24 protein-coding genes are annotated in these 26,747 nt (G+C 71.2%); 15 read left to right on the top strand and 9 right to left on the bottom strand.

Going from position 1 to position 26,747, the window contains the following annotated elements; translation table 11 throughout:
• Window positions 1-159: 159 nt before the first annotated feature.
• Complete coding sequence (locus tag IO36_RS22390; RefSeq protein ID WP_209441247.1) at window positions 160-1,503, bottom strand: MDR family MFS transporter; 1,344 nt, start codon at window positions 1,501-1,503, stop codon at window positions 160-162.
• Window positions 1,504-1,698: 195 nt separating this feature from the next.
• On the opposite strand from IO36_RS22390, the gene IO36_RS22385 reads away from it, so the two are divergent.
• The 3 genes from IO36_RS22385 (at window position 1,699) to IO36_RS22375 (ending at window position 3,776) form a co-directional block, all read left to right on the top strand.
• Window positions 1,699-2,460 carry a phosphoglyceromutase gene (locus IO36_RS22385; protein WP_037622345.1) on the top strand — a complete coding sequence of 254 codons (762 nt, stop codon included), beginning with the start codon at window positions 1,699-1,701 and terminating at the stop codon, window positions 2,458-2,460.
• Between the two features lie 270 nt (window positions 2,461-2,730).
• The gene (locus tag IO36_RS22380; RefSeq protein ID WP_037622344.1) at window positions 2,731-2,916 is read left to right on the top strand and encodes a hypothetical protein; all 186 of its coding nucleotides are present in this window, start codon (window positions 2,731-2,733) and stop codon (window positions 2,914-2,916) included.
• Window positions 2,917-3,266: 350 nt separating this feature from the next.
• Window positions 3,267-3,776 carry a F0F1 ATP synthase subunit B family protein gene (locus IO36_RS22375; protein WP_051900818.1) on the top strand — a complete coding sequence of 170 codons (510 nt, stop codon included), beginning with the start codon at window positions 3,267-3,269 and terminating at the stop codon, window positions 3,774-3,776.
• Window positions 3,777-4,538: 762 nt separating this feature from the next.
• Here IO36_RS22375 and IO36_RS22370 read toward each other — a convergent pair.
• Window positions 4,539-5,096 carry a hypothetical protein gene (locus IO36_RS22370; RefSeq protein WP_158997431.1) on the bottom strand — a complete coding sequence of 186 codons (558 nt, stop codon included), beginning with the start codon at window positions 5,094-5,096 and terminating at the stop codon, window positions 4,539-4,541.
• A gap of 350 nt (window positions 5,097-5,446) precedes the next feature.
• Here IO36_RS22370 and IO36_RS47735 point away from each other — a divergent pair, with 350 nt between their 5' ends.
• Together IO36_RS47735 and IO36_RS22360 are read left to right on the top strand one after the other, a co-directional pair.
• Window positions 5,447-5,668 (top strand): hypothetical protein, encoded by a 222-nt coding sequence (locus IO36_RS47735; protein WP_245173415.1) that lies wholly within the window; start codon window positions 5,447-5,449, stop codon window positions 5,666-5,668.
• Window positions 5,669-6,739: 1,071 nt separating this feature from the next.
• Window positions 6,740-6,922 carry a hypothetical protein gene (locus IO36_RS22360; protein ID WP_037622339.1) on the top strand — a complete coding sequence of 61 codons (183 nt, stop codon included), beginning with the start codon at window positions 6,740-6,742 and terminating at the stop codon, window positions 6,920-6,922.
• Here the strand turns inward: IO36_RS22360 and IO36_RS22355 are convergent.
• The gene (locus tag IO36_RS22355) at window positions 6,912-7,574 is read right to left on the bottom strand and encodes an HAD family hydrolase (RefSeq protein WP_037622337.1); all 663 of its coding nucleotides are present in this window, start codon (window positions 7,572-7,574) and stop codon (window positions 6,912-6,914) included. The two genes, IO36_RS22360 and IO36_RS22355, sit on opposite strands and share 11 nt — an antisense overlap.
• 128 nt (window positions 7,575-7,702) lie before the next feature.
• Between IO36_RS22355 and IO36_RS22350 the strand changes: the two genes are divergently transcribed.
• A complete protein-coding gene (locus tag IO36_RS22350) occupies window positions 7,703-8,242 on the top strand; it encodes a hypothetical protein (RefSeq protein ID WP_037622336.1) in 540 nt (179 codons plus the stop codon).
• Window positions 8,239-8,499: a S1 domain-containing protein gene (locus IO36_RS22345; protein WP_051900817.1), complete on the top strand. Its 261-nt coding sequence runs from the start codon at window positions 8,239-8,241 to the stop codon at window positions 8,497-8,499. The genes IO36_RS22350 and IO36_RS22345 overlap by 4 nt, the downstream gene beginning before the upstream one ends.
• A 178-nt stretch (window positions 8,500-8,677) precedes the next feature.
• Here IO36_RS22345 and IO36_RS22340 read toward each other — a convergent pair whose 3' ends face one another.
• The 5 genes from IO36_RS22340 to phoU all read right to left on the bottom strand — a co-directional run bounded on the left by IO36_RS22340 (window position 8,678) and on the right by phoU (window position 15,752).
• Entirely contained in the window at window positions 8,678-8,950 is a 273-nt protein-coding gene (locus IO36_RS22340; protein WP_051900816.1) for a DUF4234 domain-containing protein, read from the bottom strand.
• Between the two features lie 648 nt (window positions 8,951-9,598).
• Window positions 9,599-10,153, bottom strand: a complete 555-nt coding sequence (locus IO36_RS22335; protein ID WP_037622335.1) for an HAD domain-containing protein — start codon at window positions 10,151-10,153, stop codon at window positions 9,599-9,601.
• A gap of 116 nt (window positions 10,154-10,269) precedes the next feature.
• Window positions 10,270-14,205, bottom strand: a complete 3,936-nt coding sequence (locus IO36_RS22330) for a HelD family protein (protein WP_037622334.1) — start codon at window positions 14,203-14,205, stop codon at window positions 10,270-10,272.
• Between the two features lie 313 nt (window positions 14,206-14,518).
• The gene (locus tag IO36_RS47420; RefSeq protein WP_167347409.1) at window positions 14,519-14,671 is read right to left on the bottom strand and encodes a hypothetical protein; all 153 of its coding nucleotides are present in this window, start codon (window positions 14,669-14,671) and stop codon (window positions 14,519-14,521) included.
• A 391-nt stretch (window positions 14,672-15,062) separates the two neighbouring features.
• Window positions 15,063-15,752, bottom strand: a complete 690-nt coding sequence (phoU, locus tag IO36_RS22325; protein ID WP_037622477.1) for a phosphate signaling complex protein PhoU — start codon at window positions 15,750-15,752, stop codon at window positions 15,063-15,065.
• Window positions 15,753-15,984: 232 nt separating this feature from the next.
• Between phoU and IO36_RS22320 the strand changes: the two genes are divergently transcribed.
• Window positions 15,985-17,262: a two-component system sensor histidine kinase PhoR gene (locus tag IO36_RS22320; RefSeq protein WP_037622333.1), complete on the top strand. Its 1,278-nt coding sequence runs from the start codon at window positions 15,985-15,987 to the stop codon at window positions 17,260-17,262.
• Window positions 17,259-17,939: a two-component system response regulator PhoP gene (locus IO36_RS22315; RefSeq protein ID WP_037622332.1), complete on the top strand. Its 681-nt coding sequence runs from the start codon at window positions 17,259-17,261 to the stop codon at window positions 17,937-17,939. Before IO36_RS22320 ends, IO36_RS22315 begins: the two co-directional genes overlap by 4 nt.
• Before the next feature lie 171 nt (window positions 17,940-18,110).
• Here the strand turns inward: IO36_RS22315 and IO36_RS22310 are convergent, their stop codons facing one another.
• The gene (locus tag IO36_RS22310) at window positions 18,111-18,773 is read right to left on the bottom strand and encodes a copper chaperone PCu(A)C domain-containing protein (protein ID WP_037622330.1); all 663 of its coding nucleotides are present in this window, start codon (window positions 18,771-18,773) and stop codon (window positions 18,111-18,113) included.
• Between the two features lie 1,322 nt (window positions 18,774-20,095).
• On the opposite strand from IO36_RS22310, the gene IO36_RS22305 reads away from it, so the two are divergent.
• The 6 genes from IO36_RS22305 (at window position 20,096) to IO36_RS22280 (ending at window position 26,728) form a co-directional block, all read left to right on the top strand.
• Window positions 20,096-20,578 (top strand): CarD family transcriptional regulator, encoded by a 483-nt coding sequence (locus tag IO36_RS22305; protein WP_003953493.1) that lies wholly within the window; start codon window positions 20,096-20,098, stop codon window positions 20,576-20,578.
• Between the two features lie 355 nt (window positions 20,579-20,933).
• Complete coding sequence (gene ispD, locus IO36_RS22300; RefSeq protein WP_037622329.1) at window positions 20,934-21,686, top strand: 2-C-methyl-D-erythritol 4-phosphate cytidylyltransferase; 753 nt, start codon at window positions 20,934-20,936, stop codon at window positions 21,684-21,686.
• The gene (gene ispF / locus IO36_RS22295; RefSeq protein ID WP_037622328.1) at window positions 21,676-22,254 is read left to right on the top strand and encodes a 2-C-methyl-D-erythritol 2,4-cyclodiphosphate synthase; all 579 of its coding nucleotides are present in this window, start codon (window positions 21,676-21,678) and stop codon (window positions 22,252-22,254) included. The genes ispD and ispF overlap by 11 nt, the downstream gene beginning before the upstream one ends.
• Before the next feature lie 169 nt (window positions 22,255-22,423).
• Window positions 22,424-23,824 (top strand): cysteine--tRNA ligase, encoded by a 1,401-nt coding sequence (cysS, locus tag IO36_RS22290; protein WP_037622327.1) that lies wholly within the window; start codon window positions 22,424-22,426, stop codon window positions 23,822-23,824.
• A 117-nt stretch (window positions 23,825-23,941) separates the two neighbouring features.
• The gene (gene rlmB, locus IO36_RS22285; protein WP_037622326.1) at window positions 23,942-24,883 is read left to right on the top strand and encodes a 23S rRNA (guanosine(2251)-2'-O)-methyltransferase RlmB; all 942 of its coding nucleotides are present in this window, start codon (window positions 23,942-23,944) and stop codon (window positions 24,881-24,883) included.
• Window positions 24,884-25,000: 117 nt separating this feature from the next.
• Window positions 25,001-26,728 carry a DoxX family protein gene (locus IO36_RS22280; RefSeq protein WP_245173414.1) on the top strand — a complete coding sequence of 576 codons (1,728 nt, stop codon included), beginning with the start codon at window positions 25,001-25,003 and terminating at the stop codon, window positions 26,726-26,728.
• The last annotated feature ends 19 nt before the right edge of the window (window positions 26,729-26,747 follow it).

Genomic DNA, 26,747 nt, shown 5'->3' with positions numbered 1-26,747 from the left:
GGGGCCTCTGCCTCCGGGGCACCCCAGCTGGGGCTGCGCCTGTCGGGGCGGAGCCGATCGTGCCCGACGCCCGTCAAGTGGGGCGAGCCCGTAAGCCCGAGGCCCGGGCCGCGCCCGCTGGGTCCGCGGGGAGCGCCCGCCGGGCCCGCGGGGAGCGCCTCAGGCCCGGCTCGCCTCGGCCTGGGTGGACTCCCGCGCCGGTTCCCGGACCACGACATCGCGTACCACCGATTCCCGTACCGCCTCCGGAACGGACTCCCGTACCGCCTCCGGAATCGACTCCATGACCGTCTCCCGTACCGGCTCCTCCGCCGGGAGGCGGCGCATGAGCAGTCCGTAGCCGAGACCCGCCGCCGTGCCGACCACCGCGCACAGGCCCCAGAGCCAGGCCGCGCCGAAGCGGTCGATGACGACGCCGGACATCACCGGGGCGATGAGCGAGGCGAGGGCCCAGGAGAGGGTGTACATGCCCTGGTAACGGCCGCGTCCGTGGACGGGGGAGAGGCGGACGACGAGACCGGTCTGGGTCGGCGCGTTGACGATCTCGGCGAGGGTCCACACGCAGACGGTGAGCGTGAAGACGCCGACCGACCCGGCGAAGGCGGTGAGCCCGAACCCGTACCCGGCGAGCAGGGACGAGATCACGAGCAGCCACTTGGGGTCGCGGTGCTCGATGAAGCGGCCGACCGGGATCTGCAGGGCGACGATCATGACGCCGTTGACGGCGATCGCCGTGCCGTAGTCGGCCGGGGTGAAACCGGCCCGGCCCATGGCGACCGGCAGTCCGACGGCGCCCTGCTGGAAGACGAGGGCGACCAGGAACGACAGCCCGACCACGCTCATGAACCGCCCGTCGCGCAGCACGGTCCCGAGTCCGACCGGGGCCTCCGCGTCCCTGGCGGCCTGCACCGGCTTGGACTCGGGGAGCTTGGCGAAGACGACGATCGCGCAGGCGAGGGTCATGCCGGCCTCGATGAGGAAGCCCGCGAGGTAGCTGAACTCGGCGATGAAGCCGGCGCCCATCGAGGAGACGGCGAAACCGAGGTTGATGGCCCAGTAGTTGAGCGAGAAGGCGCGGACGCGGTCCTCGGGCCGGACGATGTCGGCCATCATCGCCTGCACGGCGGGCCGGGAGGCGTTGCTGGCCATGCCGACGAGGAAGGCGACGGCGGCGATGGCCACGGGGTCGTGCATGAACCCGAGCAGGGCGACCGAGGCCGCGGTCGACACCTGCGCGACGAGCAGCGTGGGGCGCCGCCCGAACCGGTCGGTCATGACACCCGCGACGAGCGAGGAGATGACACCGCCGAGGCCGTGCAGGGAGGCGACGAGACCCGCGTACGAGGCGGAGTAGCCGCGGTCGAGCGTCAGGTACAGGGCCATGAAGGTGGCGACGAAGGCGCCGAGCCGGTTGATGAGGGTGCTGGTCCACAGCCACCAGAACTCGCGGGGGAGTCCTGAGACGGTCTCGCGGACGGCACGTCTCATGACGGCGGCTGGCATGGGTCCCCCACGGATGTAAGCGGCTCGGGCGGTGAGCACAACTTACGAGGCGCCCGCCTCGCAGAGCCACTCAATTAACAGATGCCGTCAACTGAACGGCGCCGGAGCGGGCGGGGGACGGCCGTACGGGGGCTCCGGTGTCCGACTGATGGCCGGAGGAGCGAGGGGTCGCGGGGTTCGATTACGCTCGGAGCCATGGCCGACGCACCGTACAAGCTGATCCTCCTCCGCCACGGCGAGAGCGAATGGAACGCGAAGAACCTGTTCACCGGATGGGTGGACGTCAACCTCAACGAGAAGGGCGAGAAGGAGGCTGTCCGCGGCGGTGAGCTGCTGAAGGACGCCGGCCTGCTGCCCGACGTCGTCCACACCTCGCTCCAGAAGCGCGCGATCCGCACCGCGCAGCTCGCCCTGGAGTCCGCGGACCGCCACTGGATCCCGGTCCACCGCAGCTGGCGCCTGAACGAGCGTCACTACGGTGCCCTCCAGGGCAAGGACAAGGCCCAGACGCTCGCCGAGTTCGGCGAGGAGCAGTTCATGCTGTGGCGCCGCTCGTACGACACCCCGCCGCCGGCGCTGGACCGCGACTCCGAGTACTCCCAGTTCGACGACGCGCGCTACGCCTCGCTGCCGCCGGAGCTGCGTCCGCAGACGGAGTGCCTGAAGGACGTCGTCGTCCGCATGCTCCCGTACTGGTTCGACGGCATCGTCCCGGACCTGCTGACCGGCCGCACGGTCCTGGTCGCGGCCCACGGCAACTCGCTGCGCGCCCTGGTCAAGCACCTCGACGGCATCTCCGACGCCGACATCGCGGGCCTGAACATCCCCACCGGCATCCCGCTCTCCTACGAGCTCGACGCCGACTTCAAGCCCCTGAACCCGGGCGGCACCTACCTCGACCCGGAGGCGGCCGCGGCCGCGATCGAGGCGGTCAAGAACCAGGGCAAGAAGAAGTAGAGAACGTGATCATGCCCCCGACCTGCGCATAAGGCGCGGGGCGGGGGCATTTTTACGGCCTGGGCCCTCTGTGGGACCTCAGCGCGGCGGGTCCTGCGGCGGTCGAAGTGCCTGACCGAGAGTCTTGCGGGCCAGGTCGCGGCTGCTCGGCATGAGGTGCGCGTACTCCTCCGCTGGAACGACCCGAGCTGTCGTGACCCAATGCGCGGGAAGGGTCATGGGCCGTGCCCACACTCAGCGGCGTCACATCGGGGAGGCCACGACTGCCTGTTGCGCGCCGAGGAGCTGGCACCGGAGTCGGTGCGCACGCACATCGCAGTCCGAGAGTGCATCCGCGAGCTGGTGCTCATCGCAGGCAGGAACGCGCCGGCCGAACTCTTGGAGCTTGCCGAACGAGCCGACGCCCTTTCGTACCGCGGCTGGAACACCCGCTGCCTCAACCTTCCCGGCACGTGATCAGCAGTACCGAAGAGGCCACCTCCGCCTAGGCCAGGGTGGCCTCTTCGGCTTTCGCGGTGGACCCGACGCCCACAACCCGCAAATCGCTAAGAGTCGCCGTGACCTGCGGAAATGGACACTTGGCGACAATGCATGCCGATACATGCCTGGACGCTAAACGTTTTGGTTGGCGTCCATAAAACAGTGACTCACTCTATCGGGCAGCGTCGACGCCCTGAGGGGGCCGGATACACATCCATACAGCCGGGTCAATGTCTAGCCAATTCCGCGACATTAAAAGGAAGTTGGGAACATCAAAAGTCAGGGCGCCGTCCCTGTTCGATCCCGCTCGCTGTACGATCCGTCACATGGGACCTCTGAATCCGCCACACCCTGAACTCATAGTCGGACTCATCAGTTTCGCCCTGGTCTTCGCCGTCTTCGCGAAAGTCCTGGTTCCGCGCATGGAGAAAATTCTTGCGGCACGTGACGAGGCGATCGAAGGCACCGCCGAGCGGGCCGTCGCACTGAACGAGGAAGCGCGTCGCATCCTCTCCGAGTACCAGGCCGAAATCAGCACTGCCCGCCACGAAGCAGCCCGGCTCCGCGGGACCGCGACCGAAGAGGGAGCCGCCCTTCTCGCGGCCCTGCGCGCCGAGGGCGTCAGGGAGCGCGAGGACCTCGTGGCGTCGGCCAAGGCGCAACTGGAGGCCGACCGGATCATCGCGGAGGCCGAACTGCGTGAGGACATCTTCACACTGGCCACCGAGCTGGCGAGCCGCATCATCGGCGAACCCCTCGACAACCTGATCGGTGCACGCGCCCTCGCGGACGAGTTCTTCGCCGGAATCGAGGCCGGGGAACCCGCCAAGGGCTGACCCGGGCCGCGTCCGCCGGCACCCCCGCCCGGCGTCCGCCGGAGCACCTGCCTCGACTGTCAGCCGCTGTCACCGAGGGTGATAGAAGGAGCGGCCCACGCCGGCGCGGCTGTTGGCAGCTCGCTGGGCATCGTTGTGCACTTCCCGCTGGCCCGGCGGACAAGCAAGAAGAGCACCGCTCGCCAGGCGTGCTCCTCTTGGTTTTGCGCCAGCCGTTGGACAAGCGACCGCATCCCCGCGTGTTGCAGTTCCCCGCCGCGTCGTCGGCAGGCGTTAAAGAGGCCACCCTCACCCGCGTGAGGTGGCCTCTTCTGCTGTCCCAACTCGGGGCTGGCGTCCGCAACCCGCCCCGCACGGCGGCACACGCGATGCCCTCGGCGCTTGTCGCTTGTCGCTTGTCGTGACGAGGTAGCGCCCCACTGCGCGGTAGTCGAAACACGCTCTGACCTGCGAGCCGATGAGCGATAAGACAAGCGACAAGCGACAAGGCAGAGGGCTGAACGCGGACCACAGGGAGACCAGGGTTACGGATTTCTCTACCTCATCAAGCCCCGGCTGCGCTCCGCTCCGCCGGGCGCGCTCCCGGCTCCGCGCCGGGCGCCGCTCCTGCCTCCGGCCCGCTCCGCCCACGCTGAGCCGACGCGCGCTCCGGGATGGGAGCTGGGGAGGGTAGTGGGTTGAGCAAGAGGGGTTTGCGCAGCAGTCAAAGCCGAGCACCGGCCGAGCCGGGGGTGGAGGACCGGTGGTCGAGGTGACGCGATGTCACGGCTGTCCGCCGAGCCCGAGCTTCTTCACTCCGAACGGGGAGAAGACCATATGGGCAGCCCAGCCGTGGTGGATGAGAGCTATCTGGGACGGCATTGGCGTCAGCGGATAGACGGCCTTGCCCCGCGACCAGTTCGCGAGCAGGCCCTCGGTGGTGTCGACCGCGGAGACGACCATCGTCACCTGGAGCTTCCCGTCGCCCCATGTGTTCCACAGGGCCCACCCCTCGGGCCGGGCCTCGACTCCGAGACGGGCGCACGCCTCCTCGTAGGTCTCCTCCATGCCGTCCGGCATCGCCCCGGGACGCAGAACCACCACGCCTGCGAGCTTCAGCTCGGGGCGATCCGTCTCATAGTCGAGGCAGCCGTCCCCGGGAAAGTGGTAGTGGCGAAGTCCCCGGGCCAGCGCGTTCACCGCCCGCTGCAGGGGTGTCGCGTCGTCTGCTTCGGGTTGATACGAGAGCCAGCCCTCGGCCGAGGCGGCGCCCGCGACCACGCCGGCGAGCCGTTCTATTTCTCGCAGGTGGTCGAGTTCGGAGAGTTCAGGTCGCGTCACGGCGGTCAGTTTCGCAGCGGCGCACGGCCGGGGCATCCCAGTTTCCACGCGCCTCGGATATGAACCGGGCCCTCGTCGGCCGGGCCTGTCAGGGGCCGACCCGATAGGTCCCGGGGCAAAAGGTTGTTGCAGTGGGCTGACATCAGCGGCTGACACCAACAAGCGCGAACAACGGCGGTCTGCGATGAGACTTGGCGGACGCTCACCCCAAGCGCCGAGCTGGTTGGCCGCTGTCGACGGCGCTCTGCGATCGACCTGATAAAGATGAGGCCAGACCTCAATAATTGCGATGTAACCTACGGCCGGGGGAGAACATCGAAGGCGGGGGTTCAATGCGGAGAGCAGTAATCGTGTCTAAGGCCGTGCTCACGGTGATAGGCACATGGCTTGCCCTCGTGGTGGCGATCGCCCTTCCAGCCCTGCTTCCGGAGCGGTGGGAGTACTACATGATCTCCCCTGCCAGCGTGGGCCTGTGGATGCTTTCAATGCTTGTAGGGCCCGTCGCAGTCTGCTGGAAACTGCGCTCCTGGATACGGACGGTCCCCGGTGATCCGCAGCGGCTGGACATCTGACTGGCCAGTCCACGGCCCCATGCCGTGCCAAGGATGGAAACCCACAGGTCAGACCTGAACTACCCAACCTCGCTCCTAAAGCGGTGGCCGGCCAGCAGGCAGGTGGCTGTACAGCAGCGAGGTACAGCAACCATCACGGCCAGCCCCCACTGCCATCGGCCGTGGGCGACCGTCTGGCGTGCCTCGCGGGCCTCAGTGACCACCGTGCCCATGGTTCGCATCGAGGGGGCAGTCGCCAGCTGGGAGTTCCTGACGACGTCGAGCGAGCGAGCGCAGCGAGCCTTGAAGGTCGCGCGGACGGCTAGTGCTGTGACCACGAAGGTTCACCGGGTGGGTCATCTCGATGGCTCCCAGCGGCAGTACGGTCGGCGCACTACAAGGAGCAGAGGAGCCCCGGTGCGCGCAAGAGACAGCATCGCTGATGGCCACGGCCAGCGGGCCGTGGCCGTCAGGTGGATACAGGCCCTGCTGTTCGGAGTCGTTGTCCTGGCAGTCGGATTCCGTGTCTGGGAGCGGGGCCACGGAGGCGCTTCGAGCTCGATCGTGTTCGGACTGATGGCCGCATCGGCACTGTCCGTCGGTGTGCTGGAACGCTATCGGGCAAACGCCGCCGAACAGTCTCGGTGACTCACCTCCCAGCCGATCAGGCCGCCGCTGACAGGCCACCAACCCGGCGAACGTTCGCGGTCACAGCACCAGCGATTCCTGCCTCTAGCGTCAGCAGCAGAGCGGGCGCCGAGTCGGGCCGAATCCTGGAACCTCTGTGGAACCTCCGAGGTCAACCGTCAGCGACAACGACAACCAACGACGGCCCGGCGACAGGTCAGTTGGGGTGAGCACCCCGCCGACCAGCCCCAAAAACCGGGCGGTCGAAACCCATGGCAAGAGGAAGTAACGAACCACCAGCAAGCCCCCGACCTGCCGTGACTCGGCAGGGCGGGGGCTTTTTGGTGGGGCTGGGCCGTCTGTGGGCCGCCATGGCTCATGACGTACGATCGCTCGCCGCGCAGCGGTTCCCGGCCGACCTCGCCGCGCCGCTCGCGTCGTACGGCCCGGGCGGGGGAGGGGATCATGACGGATGAAGGGCCGGCGGAGAGCAGGTTCCACGAGGCTGGTACCCGCCTGGCGCGGAAGCTCATGCTGATCCTGTTGATCATCCTCGTGCCGCTCGCCTTCATCGGCTTCCTGGGTGCTCTCCTGGGAGTTGGCGAGGGCTTCCTCATCCTTGTTCTCGGGGACTTCGTCAGGGATTGACGAGGCCGCGGTCTGTGAAAGCCAGGATGTGGGGGACCGCCTCGCGCAGGCTGGTGAAGTGGCGGTGCACGCCCTCCACCGCGTCGGCGCCGTTCACTCCCCACACCGTCATCCCTGCGTCCCGACCGGACCGCACTCCGGACGGGGCGTCCTCGACCACCAGGCAGTCTCCCGGCTCGGCACCGAGCTGCTCGGCGGCCGACAGATACGGGACGGGAGAGGGCTTGCCCTCCTCGACGGAAGCCGCGTCCACGATCACCCCCGGCACCGGCAGGCCCGTCCGCAGGAAACGGCCGCGCACCCGGTGCTCGTAGTTCGAGGTCACCAGCGCCCACGACCCCGACGGCAGGCCGTGCAGCAGTTCCGACGCGCCGTCGAAGGCCGCATAGGCGCCGGACCGGACGTCGTCGTCCTCCAGTTCGTGCAGCGCGGCCAGGCACTCGCGCGGATCCCGGTCCGCCGCGACCTGGGCGAACGTCTCCATCGGCCGGGTCCGCAGAGCCACCCGGTAGACCTCGTCCGCGTCCAGCCCGTAGCGCTCCGCCCAGGTTCCCCAGACCCGGCGCTGGTTGCTCACCGCGTCGATCAACGTGCCGTCGACGTCGAACAGGACGTACTTCGTGCGGCCCGGCCGCGAGGGTTCGCTGGTCACCCGTCGATCATGACAGGCGGCGAACAGGTGCTCACGGGGCGGCTCTTGGCAGGCTGGAGCGGCGGGTGTGTCGGCGGTGCCCGGAAAATGAGGTTCGGGGAACGGGTGGGGCCTGGGACGCTGGGGGTATGGCTGAGGCGACCCCCTACGACGTCGATCGTGCGCGATTCTCCCGGCAGGCGCTGGCGCGTCTGGTCCTCTGTGACCACGCCGTGGACGTCGCCGACAGCGCCAGGGGACTGGTCGCCACCCGCCACGACCCCGATACGGGCCCCGGCGGCAGGGTGAGTCAGGCTCGGTGGCTCATCGACCTCGCCGAACGCGCGCTCGTCTCGGCCGTGGTCTACGAGCGTGAGCGGGGCGCCTCCTGGGCGGACATCGCCGGCTATCTGGGCATCGAGCCGTCGGAGGCCGAGGCCCGTTTCACCGCGGACCTGGTCCGGTGGGACGAGGCGTTCGAGGTTCCTTACCGACTCGACGAGACGGGCCGCAAACGCATCCCCCAACTGCCCACGGCGGCCTATGACCCCGCCTGGGCCTGCACACACCTCGACCGCTGGGCCCTGCTCCAGCGGCTCGGGATCGACGACGAGGGCGCGGTGTCCTCCGGGCTCGTCATGGCTGCGTCGGATGAAGAGGAAAAGGACCAGGAAGGGATAGGTGGATGAGCCGTCGTAGAGGGGTGCGCAAGGCTGCCCCGGGTGTGATCGCGACCGTGCGTGAGTGGCGGGACGAGGAGGGATGGGGCGTTCTCGACTCGCCCGAGACTCCTGGAGGGTGCTTCGGGCACTACTCCGACATCCAGGCGCCCGGCTTCCGCACGCTGTCCCCCGGACAGCAGGTCGATCTCACCTGGGAGGCTCCCGGGTTCAAGCAGGACGGGTACGACTACCGGGCGGTGAGCATCGTTCCCCGCAGCGGCTGACGTCCACATCTGGCGTCAACCCATCAGCTCCAGAAGGTCAGTTCCGCGTCGGGCTCGGGAGCGCTCGATGCGGTTCACTGGAGGGAGGGTTCGGCTGGTAGAGGCCGAGACGGCAGGCGGACCCCGTCGGCCCCTCGGGGCACGGGGGGTTCCGCCTGCCGTGTGCGTCGGGTTCGTGTTACTTGATCTCCTGGCGGAGGACGTTGCCGAACTCGTCGAGCGTGAGGATCAGGCGCTTCGGCTTCGCCACGAAGTACATGATCGCCCAGACGATCGCCCAGGCGCCGCAGGTGACCAGGCTCAGGACCAGCTGGAGCATGTGGTTGACGCCGGTGCCCTTGACCAGCACGGCCTGGGCGTCGGTCTGGGACTCGACGCGGAATCCGGCGGCCACCTCGCTGGTGATGGCGTTCGCGAGGTTCCGGCGGCCGTTGTTCTCGTCGGTGCTCATCGCATTCCTCTTCTCGCTCGGTTGGGTGTTGGGGGGGAAACTGTTGGGCCCCGGGCATGCGGGGACGGAAGTCGGGAAAGGCGGGTGCCGCCCGGCGGTCGCCGCGAGCGGATCCTCGGAGCCGTGGGCCGCGGCCCCGTAACCCGGGCGCGCGGCAGGGGACTTGAGTGTCAGATGGCACGTGTAACCGGCAGCGGAACCGCCGCGGTCACCGAACGACTGCTGTCGTCGACAACGATGTCTTCGACGGCACGCCGGAACCGGCGCGCGCTCGCATGCGCATGACTCTCCCAAGGCTGAGGTCCTGTCGAGTCCTGGCAGGACCTCGACAAGCGCGCTGATCATAATCACGCCGTGAAGAGAATGTGAATACCCTTCACACTTTCTTGATCACTCTGCGAGACACGTCTTCGGCGTTGAATCTCGGCAGGTGGGAGGGGTGTTTGAGGTCTCGTGCGGCGGGTGGGTGTGGCGCGCCAGGGGGTGGTGAGCCGACTCGGGAGGGCGGGTTGTGTAGAACTATGAGGTAACTGTGAAGATCGTTGAACGATGGGTGGGAGGGTCCACGCGGGAACGCTTGCCCTGCTCGGCCGTGTTGCGTATGGCCGACAACTTCGTTGCCCAGCAGGCCCGTTGGCGGGATGTTCGTCAGCTCGGTTCTCCGGAGCGCCCCATGCCGGCGGTGGCGAGCCAGTCGGTGAGCTCGTGGAAGTCGGTCTCCGTCAGGCCCTTGGACGGGGGGACGCGGTGCAGGAGGGCGGGGGCCTCGTGTTGGGCCTCGACCCAGAGGCGGTCCATGGGGGTGATCTCGTCGTCGACCCAGATGAACGGGTGGCCGGCGGCCCATTCGACGAGGGGGCGGGTCTTCCAGTGCAGGCCCCGCGGGCCCGCCTCGGCGATGCTCTCGGGCCACTCCACCACTGGCAGCCGGGGCAGGCCGATCCGTGGGGCGACGACCTCGTTCGCCTCGTCCATCCACGTCGTGGCCCAGACGAGTCGGCACCCCAGCGCCGTCAGGCGCGGGCCCACCGTGGGGTCGAGCCGCTCCAGCAGCGGGTTCCCGTGGCCGGGTAGGGCTTCGGCGCCGGGTACGGGGGCGGGTAGGGCGCCGGGGCCCGCGGCCGAGGGCGCCTCGTGCGCGAACGCCGGGCCGAACGGGATGAGCGGGCCGTCGACGTCGAGGAAGAGGATCGGGCGTTCCACCGTGTTCCCTGGTGTGTCGGGGGCGGCCGGTGCCGTCCCCGACACACCAGTCAAACGACCGGGCCGTCCGGGGTCAATCCCGTTGATGGGCAGGCGGGCAGGTAGGCAGGGAGCGGTCAGTCGGTCAGGCGCAGGGCCGTTCGTACGTCCGGGCCGTGCCAGCCCGCCGCGGTCCGCCACACGACGTGCACGCCGAACGCCTCTCGGATCGCGTCGGGGGCCCAGTCCTCCGTGGGCGCCTCGGCCAGGACCAGGTACCGGGTGTCCGCCGAGCGGGTCTCCACCCGGTCGAGTTCCAGGAGGCGGACGGCTCCGGCCCTCAGGTGCGGGTAGCCGCAACGGTCGGCGCCGAGCACCTCGTACCGGAAGAAGCCCTCCGGGCCCTCCAGGGTCGCGTCCGAGACCCTGGAGTCCGAGGGGCGCAGTCCCGCGCGCAGGAGTGCGGCCTTGAGCTCGTAGCGCACGGCCTCGTGCGTGTTGCAGTCCCGGTCGGCCTGCGCCTCGACGTCCAGCTTCCGCGCGAGTGCCTCGTTCCACGCCGCCCGCCCCTCGGACTGGGCGGGCTCGATCTCCAGGAGAGCGGCAGTGTTCATGAGGTCGGTGTCCTTGTCCTTCTGTTCGAGTGTTCCGTGCGGTTCGGCGGGGAGCTCGGCCGATGGCGCCGTGATCGTCGTGGGGTGTGCGATGCCGGCCGCCGGGGTGCGGGGATCCGGAGGGGATGGGGGGCCGGCCTGACCGGCCTGATCGGCCTGGGTGGCCTGACTGGCCTGACTGGCCTGGATGGGTGGATCGGGCCGAAGGGTCTGCGTGGGCGGATCGGCCGGGACGCGGGGGTCTGCGGGGATGCGGGGGTCGACCGGGGCGCGGAGATCGGCCGGGCGGGCTGGTTCGGCCGGGACGCGGAGATCGGCCGGGGGGACTGGTTCGGCGGCGGTGCCTGGTTCTGCCGGGGTGCCCGGTTCCGTGGGTTCGACCGGGTGTGCGGGCCCGGCAGGGGGCTCGGGTTCCGCTCCGGTCTCCGGGCCCGTGTCGATCCGGTGGCGGAGTTCGTCCCGGGCCCGGTCGAGCGCGTCGGCCCAGTGCCGGAACGTCGGGTCGTCCGTCAGGGCCGCCGGCAGGCCGGGCGCCTCCGACCCGACCGCCCGGCGGGTGCGCTGGGCGAGGTCGGCCAGGTCGCCCAGCCGGTCGCGGTCGGCGGAACCCAGCAGGCGCCAGACGCTCAGCCAGTCGATCCGGTCGCGGCGGAGGCAGCGGGCGGCCATGCCCTTCAGTTCGGAGAGGAGGGCCGCCGTCTCCGGTGCGGCGGTGCCGTCGCCGTGCGCGAGGTCCCGCAGGACGCCGAGCGCGGCCTCGTAACGGGGAGCCATCCGGGACGAGATGGGGCGGCGGCCGAAGTCGCCGGCCGAGACCAGGCTCAACTGGCCCTCGTTCCGGGTCACCCAGCCGTCCAGCCGGGAGCCCGCGGCCGGGGTGGGTTCGCCGTGCCGCGGGACCAGGAGGACGGTTCGCTCCGTGGCGGGGGCGAGGACCTTCACCTTCAGATGGGATCCCGGGCCGGGCCCGAGCACCCGCACCTTGACCGGGGTGCCCACCGGCAGGTCGTCGCCCGGTGCGGAGCCGTCCGCCGGGCCGGAGGTGCCGTCGGCGGGGGCGCCGGGACCCTTCCCGTTCTCCGGTCCCGCCGTGGTGGGCGTCAAGTACGCGTAGACGGAGGCGGCATCACCGTCGGCGTCGTCAGCGGGCGTGCCGAGTTCGGCCGGGAGCGGTGTCGTGTGCAGGACGGTCAGGGTCTGGGTGCTGCGGGTCAGGGCCACGTACAGCCTGCGCAGTCCGGCGGGTCCTCCGTCGGCGACGGCGGCCGGCTCCAGGACCAGGACGTGGTCGAACTCCATGCCCTTGGCCTGGGCGGCGGGGAGCACCGACACGGTCCGCAGGGTCTCCTCGGTCATGCCGTCCACGAGGTCGACGCGTCGGCGCACCTCCTCGAGCCAGTCCGAGCCGTCGGGGACCACGACGGCGATCGACCGTGGTGACCGGCCGTCGTTGGTGCCCGCGAGGCGTGCCGCACGGGTCGCCGCGTCGTCCAGCAGTTCCCAGGGCGTCGTGGCGACGAGCCGGACCGCCCCGTCGCCGACCAGCCGGACGGCCGTCGGGTAGGGCAGCGAGGGTGCGACGGTGCGGGCCAGCGGGGCCACGAAGTCCATGATCTCCGCGGGGACGCGGTAGCTGGTGTTCAGCTCGGCCACGCGCCACTCGCCCCGCGCGGACAGGATCGAGCCCAGCTGCTTCCAACTGGTGTAGGAGTGCGGCCCGGTGGCCTGGGCCAGGTCGCCGAGCACGGTCATCGAACCGGTCGGGCACCGTCGGCGCAGCGACCTCGCCTGCATCGGGGTGAGGTCCTGCGCCTCGTCGACGACGATGTGCCGGTAGCGGCGCGGGGTCTCGCCGGCGATGAGGAAACGCAGCTCCTCGAGGCACACCAAGTCGTCCGGGGTCCACGGCTCTTCGGCGGCGCTGTCGGCCTTCGGCCGTTGCAGACAGGCCTGTTCGTCCGGGTCGAGGACGCCGCCGGCGCATTCACGCAGGCGTGTAGGGGAGTTGAGCAGGGTGCGCAGCGCCTCCTCGGGGCTCAGCGCGGGCCAGATCCGGTCGACGAGGGTCGTGACCTGCCGGTTGCGCTCCAGGTCGCGGCGCACGGTCGCGTCCCTGCCGCGCTGCGGGGCGATCTCCACGAGCTCACCGAGCAGCCGGTCCACGAGCAGGGTGCGGAACCGGTCCCTGCGCGCCCGGTAACCCTCGGTTCCGGCCCGGGCGTCCTGAAGGAGGGCGAGTACGACCGTACGCGGCAGCCGCAGGGACGTACCGCCGACGACCACGACGAACGCCGGTTCGTCCTGGGCGTGGGAGGGCGCGGAGACGACGGTGTCGAGGGCCTCGGGCCGGCACTCGTTCTGGACGCGCCTGCGCAGGACGGCCGCCATCCGCTCGTCGGACTTCACCAGCCGCGCGGCGGGGGAGTCCGTGCCGCGGACCGGCCCCTCCCAGAGGCGGGACAGCTGCACGGCCGTGACGTTCCGGGTGCCGAGCGTGGGCAGGACGCGCCCCACGTACTCCAGGAAGTGCTGGTGCGGGCCCACGACCAGGACGTCCTCGGCGCGGAAGTGGTCGTTGCTGACCAGCCAGGTCACCCGGTGCAGACCCACCGCGGACTTTCCGGTGCCGGGGCCGCCCTGGATGACCAGGACGTCGGCGGGGGAGCGGGTGACCAGGGCCATCTGGTCGCGGCGGATCGTCTCGACGATGTCGCGCATCCGGCCGTTGCGGGAGCGGCGCAGTTCCCGCAGGAGGAACTCGTCGACCGGCTGCGGCTTCTGGCGCCGTCGACCGGCGGGGTGGCGCTGCGCGGGGATGGCGCGCGGCCGTGCGTGGCGGCCTCCGGCGGGCTGGCCGGCGGTGCCGTCCTCCTCCTTCGGCTCCCCGCCGTCGTGGGTGTCGGGGAGGTCCCGGCCTTCGAGGGGGGCCGGGTCTTCGAGGGGAGCGGGCTCGTCCTCGAAGGCGGGCGGCGAGGCGGCCTCCTGTACGGCGTCCGGCGAGCCGTCGTACGGGTCACCGGCCGGGGTGATCTCGTCCAGGAAGTCCTCGACGCGGCGCCCGGCGCACCGTAACCGGCGTCTCAGCCGTACCTCGCCCGGTGTCTCGGGCAGGGCGTTGTGCCAGCTCACGGCCAGCGGGTTCGTCCAGGAGACCACGACCTGGTCGCGGGTCTCGGTGTCGAAGACGTGGCGTCGTCCGACGTAGAACGTCTCCGGTTCGGTGTCGCCCTCGTCCTGGACGTCGACACGGCTGATGACCAGGGCCTCGCCTTCGAGACCGCCGTACTCCTCCGCGGCGCTCTCGGCCGTCTCGCGGACCGCCATGCCGTCCTTGCCGCTCGCGCAGGCGGTCGCCGACGGCGCCGCCATCTCCGCGAGCCGGGCCTCGTAGCAGTCGTAGGCGCGGTCGACGGCCTTCTGCTCGACGGCGATGACCGCGTCCCGTGGTGTGGTGCTCACGTGTGTCCCCTCCTGGCGACGCACCTCGCGCCGCCGCGGGCCAGGGCCCGCCTCCCCTGTCCCAGAGGTAGCAGAGTTCGCCCGTCAGACCACGGTCAATCGGACAACAGCACCACAATCGCGCAGATTTCGGTCGGGTCCGGGCGGATCCGGTCCTCACCCGCACGGGTTCGCGCGGGCGGGGAGGGCCGGGGGGCGGGGCGGAGAGGGCAGGCGCACACCGGGAGAGGCCGAGAGGCCGAGAGGTCGGGGGCAGCGGAAGGGCCCCGTCGTGGTGCGTGGTGACGGGGCCCTTCCGTACGTACGGGTGTGCTCAGCCGCACTGGCAGGGGTTGCCGGACTGGCAGCCGCAGCCGCAGCCCGAGCCGCAGCCGCAGGCGCCGAACAAAGGGAGGCTTTTGATGTCGGCTGGCTGTTGGGTGTCGCGGTCCTGGGTCGGGTCGGGCGTGCTGGGGGATTCGGCCATGGGTCCCTCCTTCAGACACGGAAGCGTCGGCGCACACCGCGCCGCACGGCTCCTGTCGCCCATCTCATGCCCAGCCCGGCGGGCGCATCAACGGCGCACTGAGGCGTCTTGCACGCCAGGGGCGCGCGTTCCACGCGGGCGCCCGGGATCCGGCCCGCGCCGTCCCGCCGTGCCGGAGGCCGCGCCCCGGCCCGGGGAGGAGCACAGGGCCGGCCGCCCGCGGTCACCGGGCCGACCCGTTCCGGACCCCGAGGCCCAGCCGTTCCGCCGGTGGGAGGGGCTGGACCGTCCCGTCTTGGGCAGGGCGCCCCCGGCCCGTGTTCCGGCAGGGCGTGGCTCCCTCGCTGGTCCGAGGGGCGGTGGGCCGGGGGCTGGTGGGCGCCCGGTAGGGCTATGCGCCCTCGACCCCCGTGACCGGCTGGATGTCCGACTGGAGTTCGTCGGCGTGTTCGCCCGTGACCAGGTAGACGACGCGCTTGGCGACCGAGACCGCGTGGTCGGCGAAGCGCTCGTAGTAGCGGCCGAGGAGGGTCACGTCGACGGCCGTCTCGATGCCGTGCTTCCACTTGTCGTCCAGCAGGTGCTGGAAGAGCGTGCGGTGCAGCAGGTCCATCTCGTCGTCGTCCTGCTCCAGCTGCAGAGCCAGGTCGACGTCCTTGGTGATGATGACCTCGGCCGCCTTGGCCATCAGGCGCTGCGCGAGCTGGCCCATCTCCAGGATCGTGGCGTGCAGGTCGTGCGGGATCGCACGGTCCGGGAAACGCAGCCGGGCCAGCTTGGCCACGTGCTGGGCCAGGTCGCCGGACCGCTCCAGGTCGGCCGACATGCGGAGCGAGGTCACGACGATACGGAGGTCCGTCGCCACCGGCTGCTGGCGGGCCAGCAGGGCTATCGCGCGGGCCTCCAGCTCGTGCTGGAGGTCGTCGACCCGCTGGTCCGCGGCGATCACGCTCTCGGCCAGCTTCAGGTCGGAGTCGAGTATGGCCGTCGTGGCGCGCCCGATCGCCGACCCGACGAGCCGGGCCATCTCGACCAGGCCGTCGCCGATCGAGTCAAGTTCCTCGTGATACGCGTCACGCATGTGGTCGTCCCTCTCGTACGTCAGCTTCCGGGGTCCGGGGTCCGGGACCTGGCAGCCTCTGCCGCCGGAGGGACCCGTGAACCCCACGCTCCCACGTTCGGCCCCGTACGCGTCCGTTTCCGGCATCTCAAGTGAATCAGCACTGGCTCCTGGGTGAACTCTGGGCGACGAGTGTTCGAGCTCGCACACGGATGGCTGTGGCCAGGAGCTACGCCATGCCTAACCTGGGTGCATGGACGTGAACGCGGCGGTCGCCGCAGCGGCAGCGATCGCCGGAGTGCTCACCGGTGTCATCGCCATGCTGGCGTTCCGCTGGAGCGAGCGCGACCAGAAACGCCCCACCCGCACCTCCCTGCACACGGACGCGGTGCTTCCGCCCGGCGTCGACACCGTGCTCTCCGTGCTCCGGTCCTCGGCGGTCGTGCTCGACGAAGCGGACGCCGTGGTCAAGGCGAGCTCGGCGGCGTACGCCCTGGGCCTGGTGCGCGGCGGCAAACTGGCCGTGGAACCGATGCTCAACATGGCGCGTGACACCCGTCGTGACGGGGAGATACGCCAGGTGGAACTGGACCTGCCGAGAAGGGGCACGGGCCGGGGCGAGGCACTCGCCGTCTCGGCCAGAGTGGCTCCCCTCGGATCGAGGCTGGTCCTCCTGCTCGTGGAGGACCTGACGGAGGCGCGCCGCATCGAGGCGGTGCGCCGGGACTTCGTCGCGAACGTGAGTCACGAGCTCAAGACCCCCGTAGGAGCCCTCTCCCTGCTCTCCGAGGCCGTCATGGACGCCTCGGACGACCCGGAGGCCGTCGAGCGGTTCGCCGGGCGCATGCAGATAGAGGCGACCCGGCTCACCAACCTCGTCCAGGAGCTCATCGACCTCTCGCGGGTGCAGAACGACGACCCGCTGGAGGACGCCGAGCCGGTCCGGGTCGACGAACTGGTGGCCGAGGCGATCGACCGCTGCCGCCATCAGGCCGGCACGAAGCAGATCACCATGGCCGCCGGCGGCACCGCCGACCTCAGCCTGTGGGGGAACCGGGGCCAGCTCGCCGCGGCCCTCGGCAACCTCGTCGAGAACGCCGTCAACTACTCGCCCGCCCGCACCCGGGTCGGCATAGCCGCCCGCCGGGTGACCGCGCCCGGCGGGGAGCACATCGAGATCGCCGTGACCGACCAGGGCATCGGCATCTCGGACAAGGACAAGGAGCGCATCTTCGAGCGCTTCTACCGTGTCGATCCCGCCCGCTCCCGTGCCACCGGCGGTACGGGCCTCGGGCTGGCGATCGTCAAGCACGTGGCCGCCTCGCACGGCGGGGAGGTCACGGTGTGGAGCTCCGAGGGTCAGGGCTCCACGTTCACCCTGCGGCTGCCGGAGGCGAGTGCGGCCCGCGAGCGCGTCACCGATCACCACATGCCCGGACTCGACGAAGAGGACGAGACCGGGCAGCCCGACGGGACGACCACCGTCACATCCCCGTACGAACCGCTTCCTGCCCCGGAGGTCCTTCCGTGACCCGTGTGCTCGTCGTCGAGGACGAGGAGTCGTTCTCCGACGCCCTGTCGTACATGCTTCGCAAGGAGGGCTTCGAGGTCGCCATCGCGACCACCGGGCCCGACGGCCTGGACGAGTTCGAGCGCAACGGCGCCGACCTCGTCCTCCTCGACCTGATGCTGCCGGGGCTGCCCGGCACCGAGGTCTGCCGTCAGCTGCGCGGCCGCTCCAACGTCCCGGTGATCATGGTCACCGCCAAGGACAGCGAGATCGACAAGGTCGTCGGGCTGGAGATAGGAGCCGACGACTACGTCACCAAGCCCTTCTCCTCCCGTGAGCTGGTCGCCCGGATCCGGGCCGTCCTGCGCCGCCGCGGGGAGCCGGAGGAGGTCGCCCCGGCCGCCCTGGAGGCCGGTCCCGTCCGGATGGACGTCGACCGTCACGTCGTCACCGTCTCCGGCGGCAAGGTCGACCTCCCGCTGAAGGAGTTCGACCTCCTGGAGATGCTGCTGCGCAACGCGGGACGCGTGCTGACCCGGATGCAGCTCATCGACCGGGTCTGGGGCGCCGACTACGTCGGTGACACCAAGACCCTCGACGTCCACGTCAAGCGCCTGCGCGCGAAGATCGAGCCGGACCCGGGCGCGCCCCGGTACCTGGTGACGGTCCGCGGTCTCGGCTACAAGTTCGAGCCGTAGACCGGCCCGGCCGGTCCCGGCAGGACAGCGTTACGCCGAAGGGCGGGTTCCCTCTCCGGAGAGGGAACCCGCCCTTCGGCGTACGACAAGACGGTCACGCGCGGTCGGCCGCGCGGGGCGCCGGCGGTGTACCGGGCGGGCCCCGCGTCCGGGCCTAGGGCGTGTGCGCGGTCACTGGGAGGCGGAGGCCGACGCGGTGGCGGTGGCGCTGGAGGACGCGCTGGTGCCGGGCTTGCCCGAGGCGGACTCCGAGGCGGACGGGGAGCCCGTGGCCGACTCGGACGGCGAGGTGGCCGGGGCCGAGGTGGTGGCCGGGGCCGAGGGGATGTCGCTCGGGCCCCACTTGGAGAAGTAGCTCTCGGCCGGGACGACGTAGGAGCCGAGGCTCACGGCACCCGTCTCGCTGAAGGAGAAGGTGACCTTGTGGACGCTGCCGTTCAGGAGCGTCTCGGAGGGGCTGGCCAGCGCCGCGGAGGCGTTGCCCTTGCCGCCGAGGACGATCGAGCCGCCGGCCGGGACCGTCAGCTTGCCCTTGCCGCCGGCGGGCGTGATCTGGGCGGCGCCCTCGCCCTCGACGTTCACCGAGTCCAGCGTCTGCGCGGTGGTGCCGTTGTTGAACAGCGTCGCGGAGATCACCGCGGGACCGGTCTTCACGTCGGGCTGGGTGATGACGAGCGCGTTCTGGACCTTGATCACGCCGACGGAGGTGGCCGCGTTGTCCGGCTTGACCTCCAGCGTCTGGGCGTCGCTGCCGGCACCGCACGCGGCGAGCGAGGCGATCGAGAACGCGATGACGGCGGCGGCGAGAGTGCCGCGTCGAAGGCTGCTGCTCACGGCGGCGGCATCTCCTTGAACGTGGTCGAAGCAGGACGACCTCTGTGTAAAGCCGCCCTAAGGGTCTGTCAGCGGCCTTAGGTTACCGATCCGTTCCCGCGCGACCGCACCCGACCCTCCCCAAGCCGCCGACTTTGCCCGTCCGGGGGGAAAGAGGAACGCCGCCGCGGGCCTTATGGCGGCACCGGCCCGGGTCCTGCGGCGGCGGCCCGGGTCCTGCGGCGGCCCGGCCCGGTATGCCGCGAGGGTGCGGCATGCCGGGCCTTGCGGCGGGCACGGCACGGGACGTGCCACGGGGCGCCGCACCGGGCCCCACGGGCGTGCCGCACCGGGACCCACGGGCGTGCCGCACCGGAACCCAAAGGGGTGCGGCACCAGGGTGTCGCGGGGGCGCAGCACCCGGCCTTGCGGCGGGCACGGCACGGGCGTGCCACGGGGGTGCCGCACTGGGAGCCACGGGCGGGCCGCACCGGGCCCCACGGGGGTTGCGGCACCGGGGTGTCGCGGCCGGGCGCGCACTGGGTGCTGAAGCGGCGCCGTACTGGCCCCGCAGGGCGCCGCACGAGGTCCCGCGGCGGGTGCCGCACCGGCGTGCCACGGTGCGGCGGCGCACCGGGTCCTGAAGCGGTGCCGCACTGGGCCCCAGGCGCCGCACGGGGCCTCGCGGCGGCGCCGCACCGGGCGCGTCACAGGGGCCGCCGCCCACGTCCCGCAACGTGCGGCGCCCACGTCACCGGCGTGGCGGACGGAAGTGCGCCGGGTCGGGTGCGGCGGGTGCGACGCGCCCGGGATGCGCCCGTGGGCTCCGGTGCGCCGTGTGTGCGCCCCGTCCGGCCCCCTCCACCGCCGGCGGCCCGTCCGCTACTTTGATCGCGCCCGTCCGCCATTCACATAAGTTCCGCAGACTGTTCCACCGACTTCGGCTTGCGCATTTAGGGGAATGAATGCCGGGCTCTCCGGGAAATGGATCACCGGGTCGTCCGGGGCCGATCGGTCTCTGATCACCGGACTTCTTGATCAATTCCGGAATCGGCTCGTACTCGGCTCCGCCCGTCGAACGGAGTAGCGGAAGTCGCGCTCGTGGAGCAGGACAAAACGGGATGTTCAGACCCTGGCGACGGGCTCCGGGTGTGTGTAACGTACGCGTTTCACTCCGCCTGGACAGCGGCTCCGACCTGCGAATACCCTCTTCCGCTCGCCCCTCGCAGCACGTTCCTGTTGCGGTTGTCAAGCCCCGAGATATGCCCTGACCTGCGAAAACGCCATTCAGAAGACGCCGTTTCCGTGTTACTCTGGATAGCCACGGAAGGGGTACCTGTCACATGACGTTCAAGGTTGGCGACACCGTGGTCTATCCCCATCACGGGGCCGCGCTGATCGAGGCCATCGAAACTCGCCAGATCAAAGGCGTGGACAAGACCTACTTGGTGCTGAAGGTCGCCCAGGGTGACCTGACGGTACGTGTGCCAGCGGACAATGCGGAGTTCGTCGGCGTGCGTGATGTGGTCGGTCAGGACGGGCTGGACCGGGTCTTCGAGGTGCTGCGTGCACCGTACGCCGAGGAGCCCACGAACTGGTCGCGTCGCTACAAGGCAAATCTGGAGAAGCTCGCCTCCGGCGATGTCATCAAGGTCGCGGAAGTCGTGCGTGACCTGTGGCGTCGTGAGCGCGAGCGCGGACTCTCCGCGGGTGAGAAGCGCATGCTCGCCAAGGCTCGCCAGATTCTGGTGAGCGAGCTCGCCCTCGCGGAGAACACCAACGAGGACAAGGCCGAGGCCCTGCTCGACGAGGTTCTCGCGTCCTGACGCCGGCTCAGTCGCCGAGACGCCACCCGTCTTGACGCACGCCCAAGCCCGCGCAGCAGCGCAATGAAAATGCCGCGGTGCCCGATGACGCAATTACCGTATTGCTGTCGCCGGGCGCTGCGGCATGTTCGTACCCGCACCCATTCGGTAAACCGTGCGTTCACCCGGCATCGGCTTTCCCGAGGTATACCGGCGTATCCGATACTCGAGATGCCGAGCCGGGCAGTCGGCCTGACCGGATGTCACGGAAGGGTCCGGTCAAGGCGTCGCGCCCGGCGCTCCCCCAGCTCTCCGAGCAGGGGGTACCCCCAGGCCATACCCATCAGGGTCGAGCACACAAACCTGACAGGAACCGATGTCTGACGTTTCGCTCCCTTCGCCGTCGGAGGCCCGCACCGCCGCCGTGATCCCGGCCGCCGGACGAGGTGTGCGCCTCGGTCCGGGCGCCCCCAAGGCGCTCCGCGCGCTGAACGGCACGCCCATGCTCATCCACGCGGTCCGCGCCATGGCCGCCTCCCGGGCCGTCTCCCTGGTCGTCGTCGTGGCACCGCCGGACGGCACCGCCGAGGTCAAGACGCTGCTCGACGCGCACGCGCTGCCCGAGCGCACCGACTTCGTCGTCGTCCCGGGCGGTGACAGCCGCCAGGAGTCCGTGAAGTACGGCCTCGACGCGCTGCCCCCCGGCTTCGACATCGTCCTGGTCCACGACGCGGCCCGGCCGCTCGTGCCCGTCGACACCGTGGACGCGGTCATCGAGGCCGTCCGGGACGGCGCACCCGCCGTCGTGCCGGCGGTGCCGCTCGCCGACACCGTCAAGGAGGTCGAGCCCGCGGCCCTCGCCGGGCAGAGCGAGCCGGTCGTGGCCACGCCCGAGCGGGCGCGGCTGCGTGCCGTGCAGACCCCCCAGGGCTTCGACCGCGCGACGCTGCTGCGGGCCCACGAGAGCGTGACCGAGGACGTGACCGACGACGCGAGCATGGTCGAGCAGCTGGGCGTGCCGGTCGTGGTCGTGCCGGGCCACGAGGAGGCGTTCAAGGTGACGCGCCCGCTGGACCTGGTGCTGGCGGAGGCGGTTCTCGCACGGCGGAGGCTCAACGATGGGTTCTGAGACACCGGAGCGGACCGACGGATCCGGGCAGGAGCGGCCGCAGGACCGGACGCCGGGCCGGACGCCGGGTCAGGGCCCGGTCCCGGGGCTGGTGCTCCCGCTGGTCGGGATCGGCACCGACATCCACGCCTTCGAGGAAGGGCGGGAGCTCTGGTGCGCCGGCCTGAAGTGGGAGGGGGAGGGGCCCGGGCTCGCCGGGCACTCCGACGCCGACGTCGTCGCGCACGCCGCGTGCAACGCGCTCTTCTCGGCGGCCGGCCTCGGTGACCTCGGGGCCCACTTCGGCACCGGGCGCCCGGAGTGGGCCGGGGCGCCGGGCGTCGTGCTGCTGACGGAGGCGGCGCGGATCGTGCGCGAGGCCGGATTCGTCGTCGGCAACGTCGCGGTCCAGGTCGTCGGACCCCGTCCGAAGATCGGCAAGCGGCGGGACGAGGCCCAGAAGATCCTCTCCGAGGCGGTCGGAGCGCCGGTGTCGGTGTCGGGCGCCACGACGGACGGGCTCGGGTTCCCGGGCCGCGACGAGGGGCTGATGGCGGTGGCGACGGCGCTGGTGGTCCGGGCGGGCTGAGCGGGCCGGGCATTTCGGGCACGGACCGTCGCCCGGGTGCCCCGGGACCGCCGGGCCGTCCCCCCGGTGCTCCTCGGCGCACCCCCTGGCTCCCCCGTATGTCACGAATACATGGCCTTGCAGGGGGAAGGGGCGTGGGGCACTGCCCCGCGCCCACTACCCTGGAGTGGTGACTATTCGCCTGTACGACACCAGCGCCCGGCAGATCCGTGACTTCGCCCCGCTCGTGCCGGGTTGCGTCTCGATCTACCTGTGTGGCGCCACCGTGCAGGCGGCACCGCACATCGGGCACATCCGCTCGGGCCTCAACTTCGACATCATGCGCCGCTGGTTCGACTACCGCGGCTACGACGTGACGTTCATCAGGAACGTCACGGACATCGACGACAAGATCATCGCCAAGTCGGCCGACCAGGGCCGCCCCTGGTGGTCCATCGGCTACGAGAACGAGCGCGCCTTCAACGACGGTTACGACGTGCTCGGCTGCCTGCCGCCCACGTACGAACCCCGTGCCACCGGTCATGTCCCCGAGATGATCGAGATGATGCGCGGGCTCATCGAGCGCGGGCACGCCTACGCGGCCGACGGCAACGTCTACTTCGACGTGCGGTCGTTCGACGGCTACCTCCAGCTGTCCAACCAGGAACTGGACAACCTGCTCCAGCCGTCCGGCGAGGGCGAGACCGGCAAGCGCGACCCGCGTGACTTCGCCATGTGGAAGGCCGTGAAGCCGGGCGAGCCGAGCTGGGAGACGCCCTGGGGCCGCGGCCGTCCGGGCTGGCACCTGGAGTGCTCGGCCATGGCCCACAAGTACCTGGGCACCGCCTTCGACATCCACGGCGGCGGCATCGACCTGATCTTCCCGCACCACGAGAACGAGATCGCGCAGGCCAAGGCCTTCGGGGACGAGTTCGCGACGTACTGGGTGCACAACGCCTGGGTCACCCTCAAGGGCGAGAAGATGTCGAAGTCCCTCGGGAACTCGGTCCTCGTCTCCGAGATGGTCAAGACGTGGCGGCCCATCGTGCTGCGGTACTACCTCGGCACCCCGCACTACCGCTCGATGATCGAGTACAGCACGGAGGCCCTGCGCGACGCCGAGTCGGCGTTCGCGCGCATCGAGGGCTTCGTGCAGCGGGTGGTCGAGAAGGCGGGGGGCGTCGTCGAGCCCGCCGCCGAGGTGCCGCCGGCGTTCGCCGAGGCGATGGACGACGACCTGGGCGTCCCGCAGGCGCTCGCCATCGTGCACACGACGGTCCGGCAGGGCAACTCCGCCCTGGCCGCCGACGACAAGGAAGCCGCCGTCGCCCGCCTCGCCGAGGTACGGGCCATGCTCGGCGTCCTCGGACTCGACCCGCTCGACCCGCAGTGGGCCGACGACGGTGACCGCGGCGACGATCTGCACGGGGTCGTCGACACCCTCGTCCATCTGGTCCTCGACCAGCGCGAGGCCGCCCGCGGCCGCAAGGACTGGGCCGCCGCGGACGCCATCCGCGACCAGCTCAACCAGTCCGGCCTGGTCATCGAGGACAGTCCGCAGGGGCCGCGCTGGACGCTCGGACCGCGCTGAGCACCCGCTCCGGCGATTCCGGCCGACCCCGGTCGGCCTTGATCGATTGTGCCGCCCGGACCTCCGGGCGGCACACTTCATATACGTACGCACGCACGTCTCACAGACAGGTAGGTCATGGCTGCTAACAACCGCCGCATGTCCGGCAAGAAGGGCGCGCAGGTCGGCAGTGGCGGCCAGCGGCGCCGGGGCCTGGAGGGCAAGGGTCCGACCCCGCCCGCCGAGATGCGCAAGGGCCACAAGAAGAACCGCGTCGCCAACGCCAAGGCGAAGCAGGCCGTCCGCCGTCCCGCGCCCCGCGGCCGCGGCGGCAAGGGCACGTCCGAGATGGTCGTCGGCCGCAACCCCGTGGTCGAGGCGCTGCGCGAGGGCGTCCCCGCGACCACGCTCTACGTCCAGCAGTTCATCGACAACGACGAGCGGGTCCGCGAGGCGCTCCAGCTCGTCGCCGACCGCGGCGGCATCCACCTGATGGAGGCCCCGCGCCCCGAGCTCGACCGCATGACCAACGGGCTCAACCACCAGGGTCTCGTCCTCCAGGTCCCGCCGTACGAGTACGCGCACCCGGAGGACCTCGCCGCCGCCGCGTACGACGAGGGCGAGGACCCGCTGATCGTCGCGCTCGACGGGGTGACCGACCCGCGCAACCTCGGCGCGGTCGTCCGTTCCGCCTCCGCGTTCGGCGGCCACGGCGTGGTCGTGCCCGAGCGCCGCGCGGCCGGCATGACCGCCGGTGCCTGGAAGACGTCGGCCGGCGCCGCCGCCCGTACGCCCGTCGCGCGCGCCGCGAACCTGACGCGCGCCCTGGAGGCCTACAAGAAGGCCGGCCTCGTGGTGGTCGGTCTGGCCGCGGACGGCGAGGCCGAGGTCGGTGACCTGGAGGCGCTCGGCGGCCCGGTCGTCATCGTCGTCGGCAGCGAGGGCAAGGGCCTGTCCCGGCTCGTCGGCGAGACCTGCGACTTCCGGGTGCGGATTCCGATGCCCGGCGGCACGGAGTCGCTGAACGCCGGTGTGGCTGCGGGAGTTGTGCTGTACGAGGCCTCGCGCCGCCGCGCCTGAACACGCGCACGGGCGGTCACCCCCGGGGTGCCACCGGGCCGTTCGGAACGATCTTGACGCGGTCCGGACAGTTCGGCGTGGTCAAAGCAGTGTCCTAACCTCGCGTCACTCGGTTAGATGAGTGTGGACACCAGAACACCCCGCACACCCACGGGGGACCGCTCGTCGGGATTCGACGACGTTCCCGCGCTGAGCATGGTGAAGGTGCCGAGCGATCCGGCGCAGGTCATCGTCAACCATGCGAGCTTCCGCGTCCAGTTGGCTGGTGCGTCACGGGGCCCGTCCCCGCGCATCGCGCGGCACCTGGGCTCTCCCGGCATCGGCGCGCCGGGCCGAGCGGGCGGGGCCGGTCCGGCCGGCGGGGCCCGCCGCCGCGCCCCCGTCGTCTGGAGCGGCAAGTCCGCGCCGGACGACACCGGCGCCCACCGTCTGCTCCAGGCCGTACGGAGCGCGGGCGTGCCCCACGGCGCCACCGGGCCGACGGCCGACGGCGGTTCGACCCAGGTCATCCCGCGGATCGGTGAACAGCCCGGCTACGCGGGCGATCTGACCGTCGACACGGTCGAGACGCCCCTCGTCGGCAGCCAGCGCGCGCCCCACGGCGACGAGCAGCGACTGCTGCCGCAGATGCGTGGCGTGGGCAGCGCCTACGACGAACCGCGCTACGCCCGGCCGTCGTACGGCGAGCCGCCGTACGGTCAACACGCCTATCCGGACGCCGACTTCGGGGACGAGGGCGACTTCGAGGGCGACCCCCTCGAGGAGACGGAGCGCGAGACTCCTGTCCGGCGCCGCGGCTCCGACTCGGTCCGGCACGCCTATCACCCCGGGCGCCGGATGAACCTCGGTGTCGTGCTGCTCCCGCTGCGCGTCTTCCTCGGCTTCATCTCCGTCTACGCCGGCATGGGCAAGCTCTGCGACCCCGTCTACTTCGACGGCGGCAAGCGCGGCTCCATGGTGAAGTGGCTCAACACGCTGCACCCGTGGGAAGTGGCCGAGCCGCTGCGGCAGTTCGCGCTCCACCACCCCATCGGCTCCGGGCTCGTCATCGCCTTCTTCCAGGTCATCGTCGGCGTCCTGACCGTCCTCGGGCTGTGGCAGCGGGTGGCGGCGGCCGTCGGCGCGATGCTGTCGGCGGCGCTCATCGTCACCGTCAGCTGGAAGACGGTCCCGGTCTACGACGCGCCCGACATCATCATCCTCGCCGCCTGGTCCCCGCTGATCATCGCGGGCGCCCCGGTCTACTCCGCCGACGGACGGCTCTCCAGCGAGGCCTGGCGGACGCTCGGTCCGCGCGCCGACATCTGGGACCTGCGGGCCCGTGTGCTGCGGCGCGGCGCGCTGCTCACCGCCGTGGTCGTGGGGCTGACCCTGCTCGTCGGTTCGCTCCTCGGCGGCGCCGTCCGCGACTCCAGCCGGGTCGTCGTCCCCGGTCCCGGGGAGGCCCCGCGCAACGAACTGCCCGGCTCCCCGCTGCCGGAGACGCCCGGCCGGCGGCACCACGAGGCCACCCCGTCGGCCTCCGTCCCGCCCACCCACAGCAGTTCCGCGACCCCGTCGCAGACGGCCGGCACGCCGGGCGCGACACAGGGGACCGACCCCTCGGGCAGCGGACAGCAGCCCAGCCAGACCCAGGGCAGCGGCCAGGCCCCGCCCCAGCAGTCCTCCCCGGTCGGCCGGGCCCCGAGCACCAGCTCGGGCCCCTCCAGCACCGGCGGTACGGCGACGGGCGGCAGCAGCGGCGGCTCCTCGGGCACCGGCGGTACGGGCGCCGGGAGCGGCACCTCCACCGGTGGGAGCTCGTCCACGGGCCAGCCGGGTCTGGTGGGCGGCCTGCTGGGCTGACACCCACCGCCCGCCCGGG

The organism is Streptomyces aureus (assembly GCF_000725495.1).
Taxonomy (GTDB): Bacteria; Actinomycetota; Actinomycetes; order Streptomycetales; family Streptomycetaceae; genus Streptomyces; species Streptomyces aureus_B.
The sequence above is the reverse complement of the archived record's forward strand: the minus strand, read 5'-3'. Positions and strand labels throughout refer to the sequence as shown.

Bases quoted from the DNA above. Each gene is read 5' to 3' on its own strand.
- IO36_RS22340 (WP_051900816.1), bottom strand. From the start codon at position 8,950: ATGAGCACCGACGAGAACAACGGCCGCCGGAACCTCGCGAACGCCATC.
- IO36_RS47420 (WP_167347409.1), bottom strand. From the start codon at position 14,671: ATGGCCGAATCCCCCAGCACGCCCGACCCGACCCAGGACCGCGACACC.
- IO36_RS22385 (WP_037622345.1), top strand. From the start codon at position 1,699: ATGGCCGACGCACCGTACAAGCTGATCCTCCTCCGCCACGGCGAGAGC.
- IO36_RS22375 (WP_051900818.1), top strand. From the start codon at position 3,267: ATGGGACCTCTGAATCCGCCACACCCTGAACTCATAGTCGGACTCATC.
- IO36_RS22320 (WP_037622333.1), top strand. From the start codon at position 15,985: ATGGACGTGAACGCGGCGGTCGCCGCAGCGGCAGCGATCGCCGGAGTG.
- IO36_RS22280 (WP_245173414.1), top strand. From the start codon at position 25,001: ATGAGTGTGGACACCAGAACACCCCGCACACCCACGGGGGACCGCTCG.
- phoU (WP_037622477.1), bottom strand. From the start codon at position 15,752: ATGCGTGACGCGTATCACGAGGAACTTGACTCGATCGGCGACGGCCTG.
- IO36_RS22360 (WP_037622339.1), top strand. From the start codon at position 6,740: ATGACGGATGAAGGGCCGGCGGAGAGCAGGTTCCACGAGGCTGGTACC.
- ispD (WP_037622329.1), top strand. From the start codon at position 20,934: ATGTCTGACGTTTCGCTCCCTTCGCCGTCGGAGGCCCGCACCGCCGCC.
- IO36_RS22305 (WP_003953493.1), top strand. From the start codon at position 20,096: ATGACGTTCAAGGTTGGCGACACCGTGGTCTATCCCCATCACGGGGCC.
- rlmB (WP_037622326.1), top strand. From the start codon at position 23,942: ATGGCTGCTAACAACCGCCGCATGTCCGGCAAGAAGGGCGCGCAGGTC.
- IO36_RS22345 (WP_051900817.1), top strand. From the start codon at position 8,239: ATGAGCCGTCGTAGAGGGGTGCGCAAGGCTGCCCCGGGTGTGATCGCG.
- IO36_RS22390 (WP_209441247.1), bottom strand. From the start codon at position 1,503: ATGCCAGCCGCCGTCATGAGACGTGCCGTCCGCGAGACCGTCTCAGGA.
- IO36_RS22350 (WP_037622336.1), top strand. From the start codon at position 7,703: ATGGCTGAGGCGACCCCCTACGACGTCGATCGTGCGCGATTCTCCCGG.
- ispF (WP_037622328.1), top strand. From the start codon at position 21,676: ATGGGTTCTGAGACACCGGAGCGGACCGACGGATCCGGGCAGGAGCGG.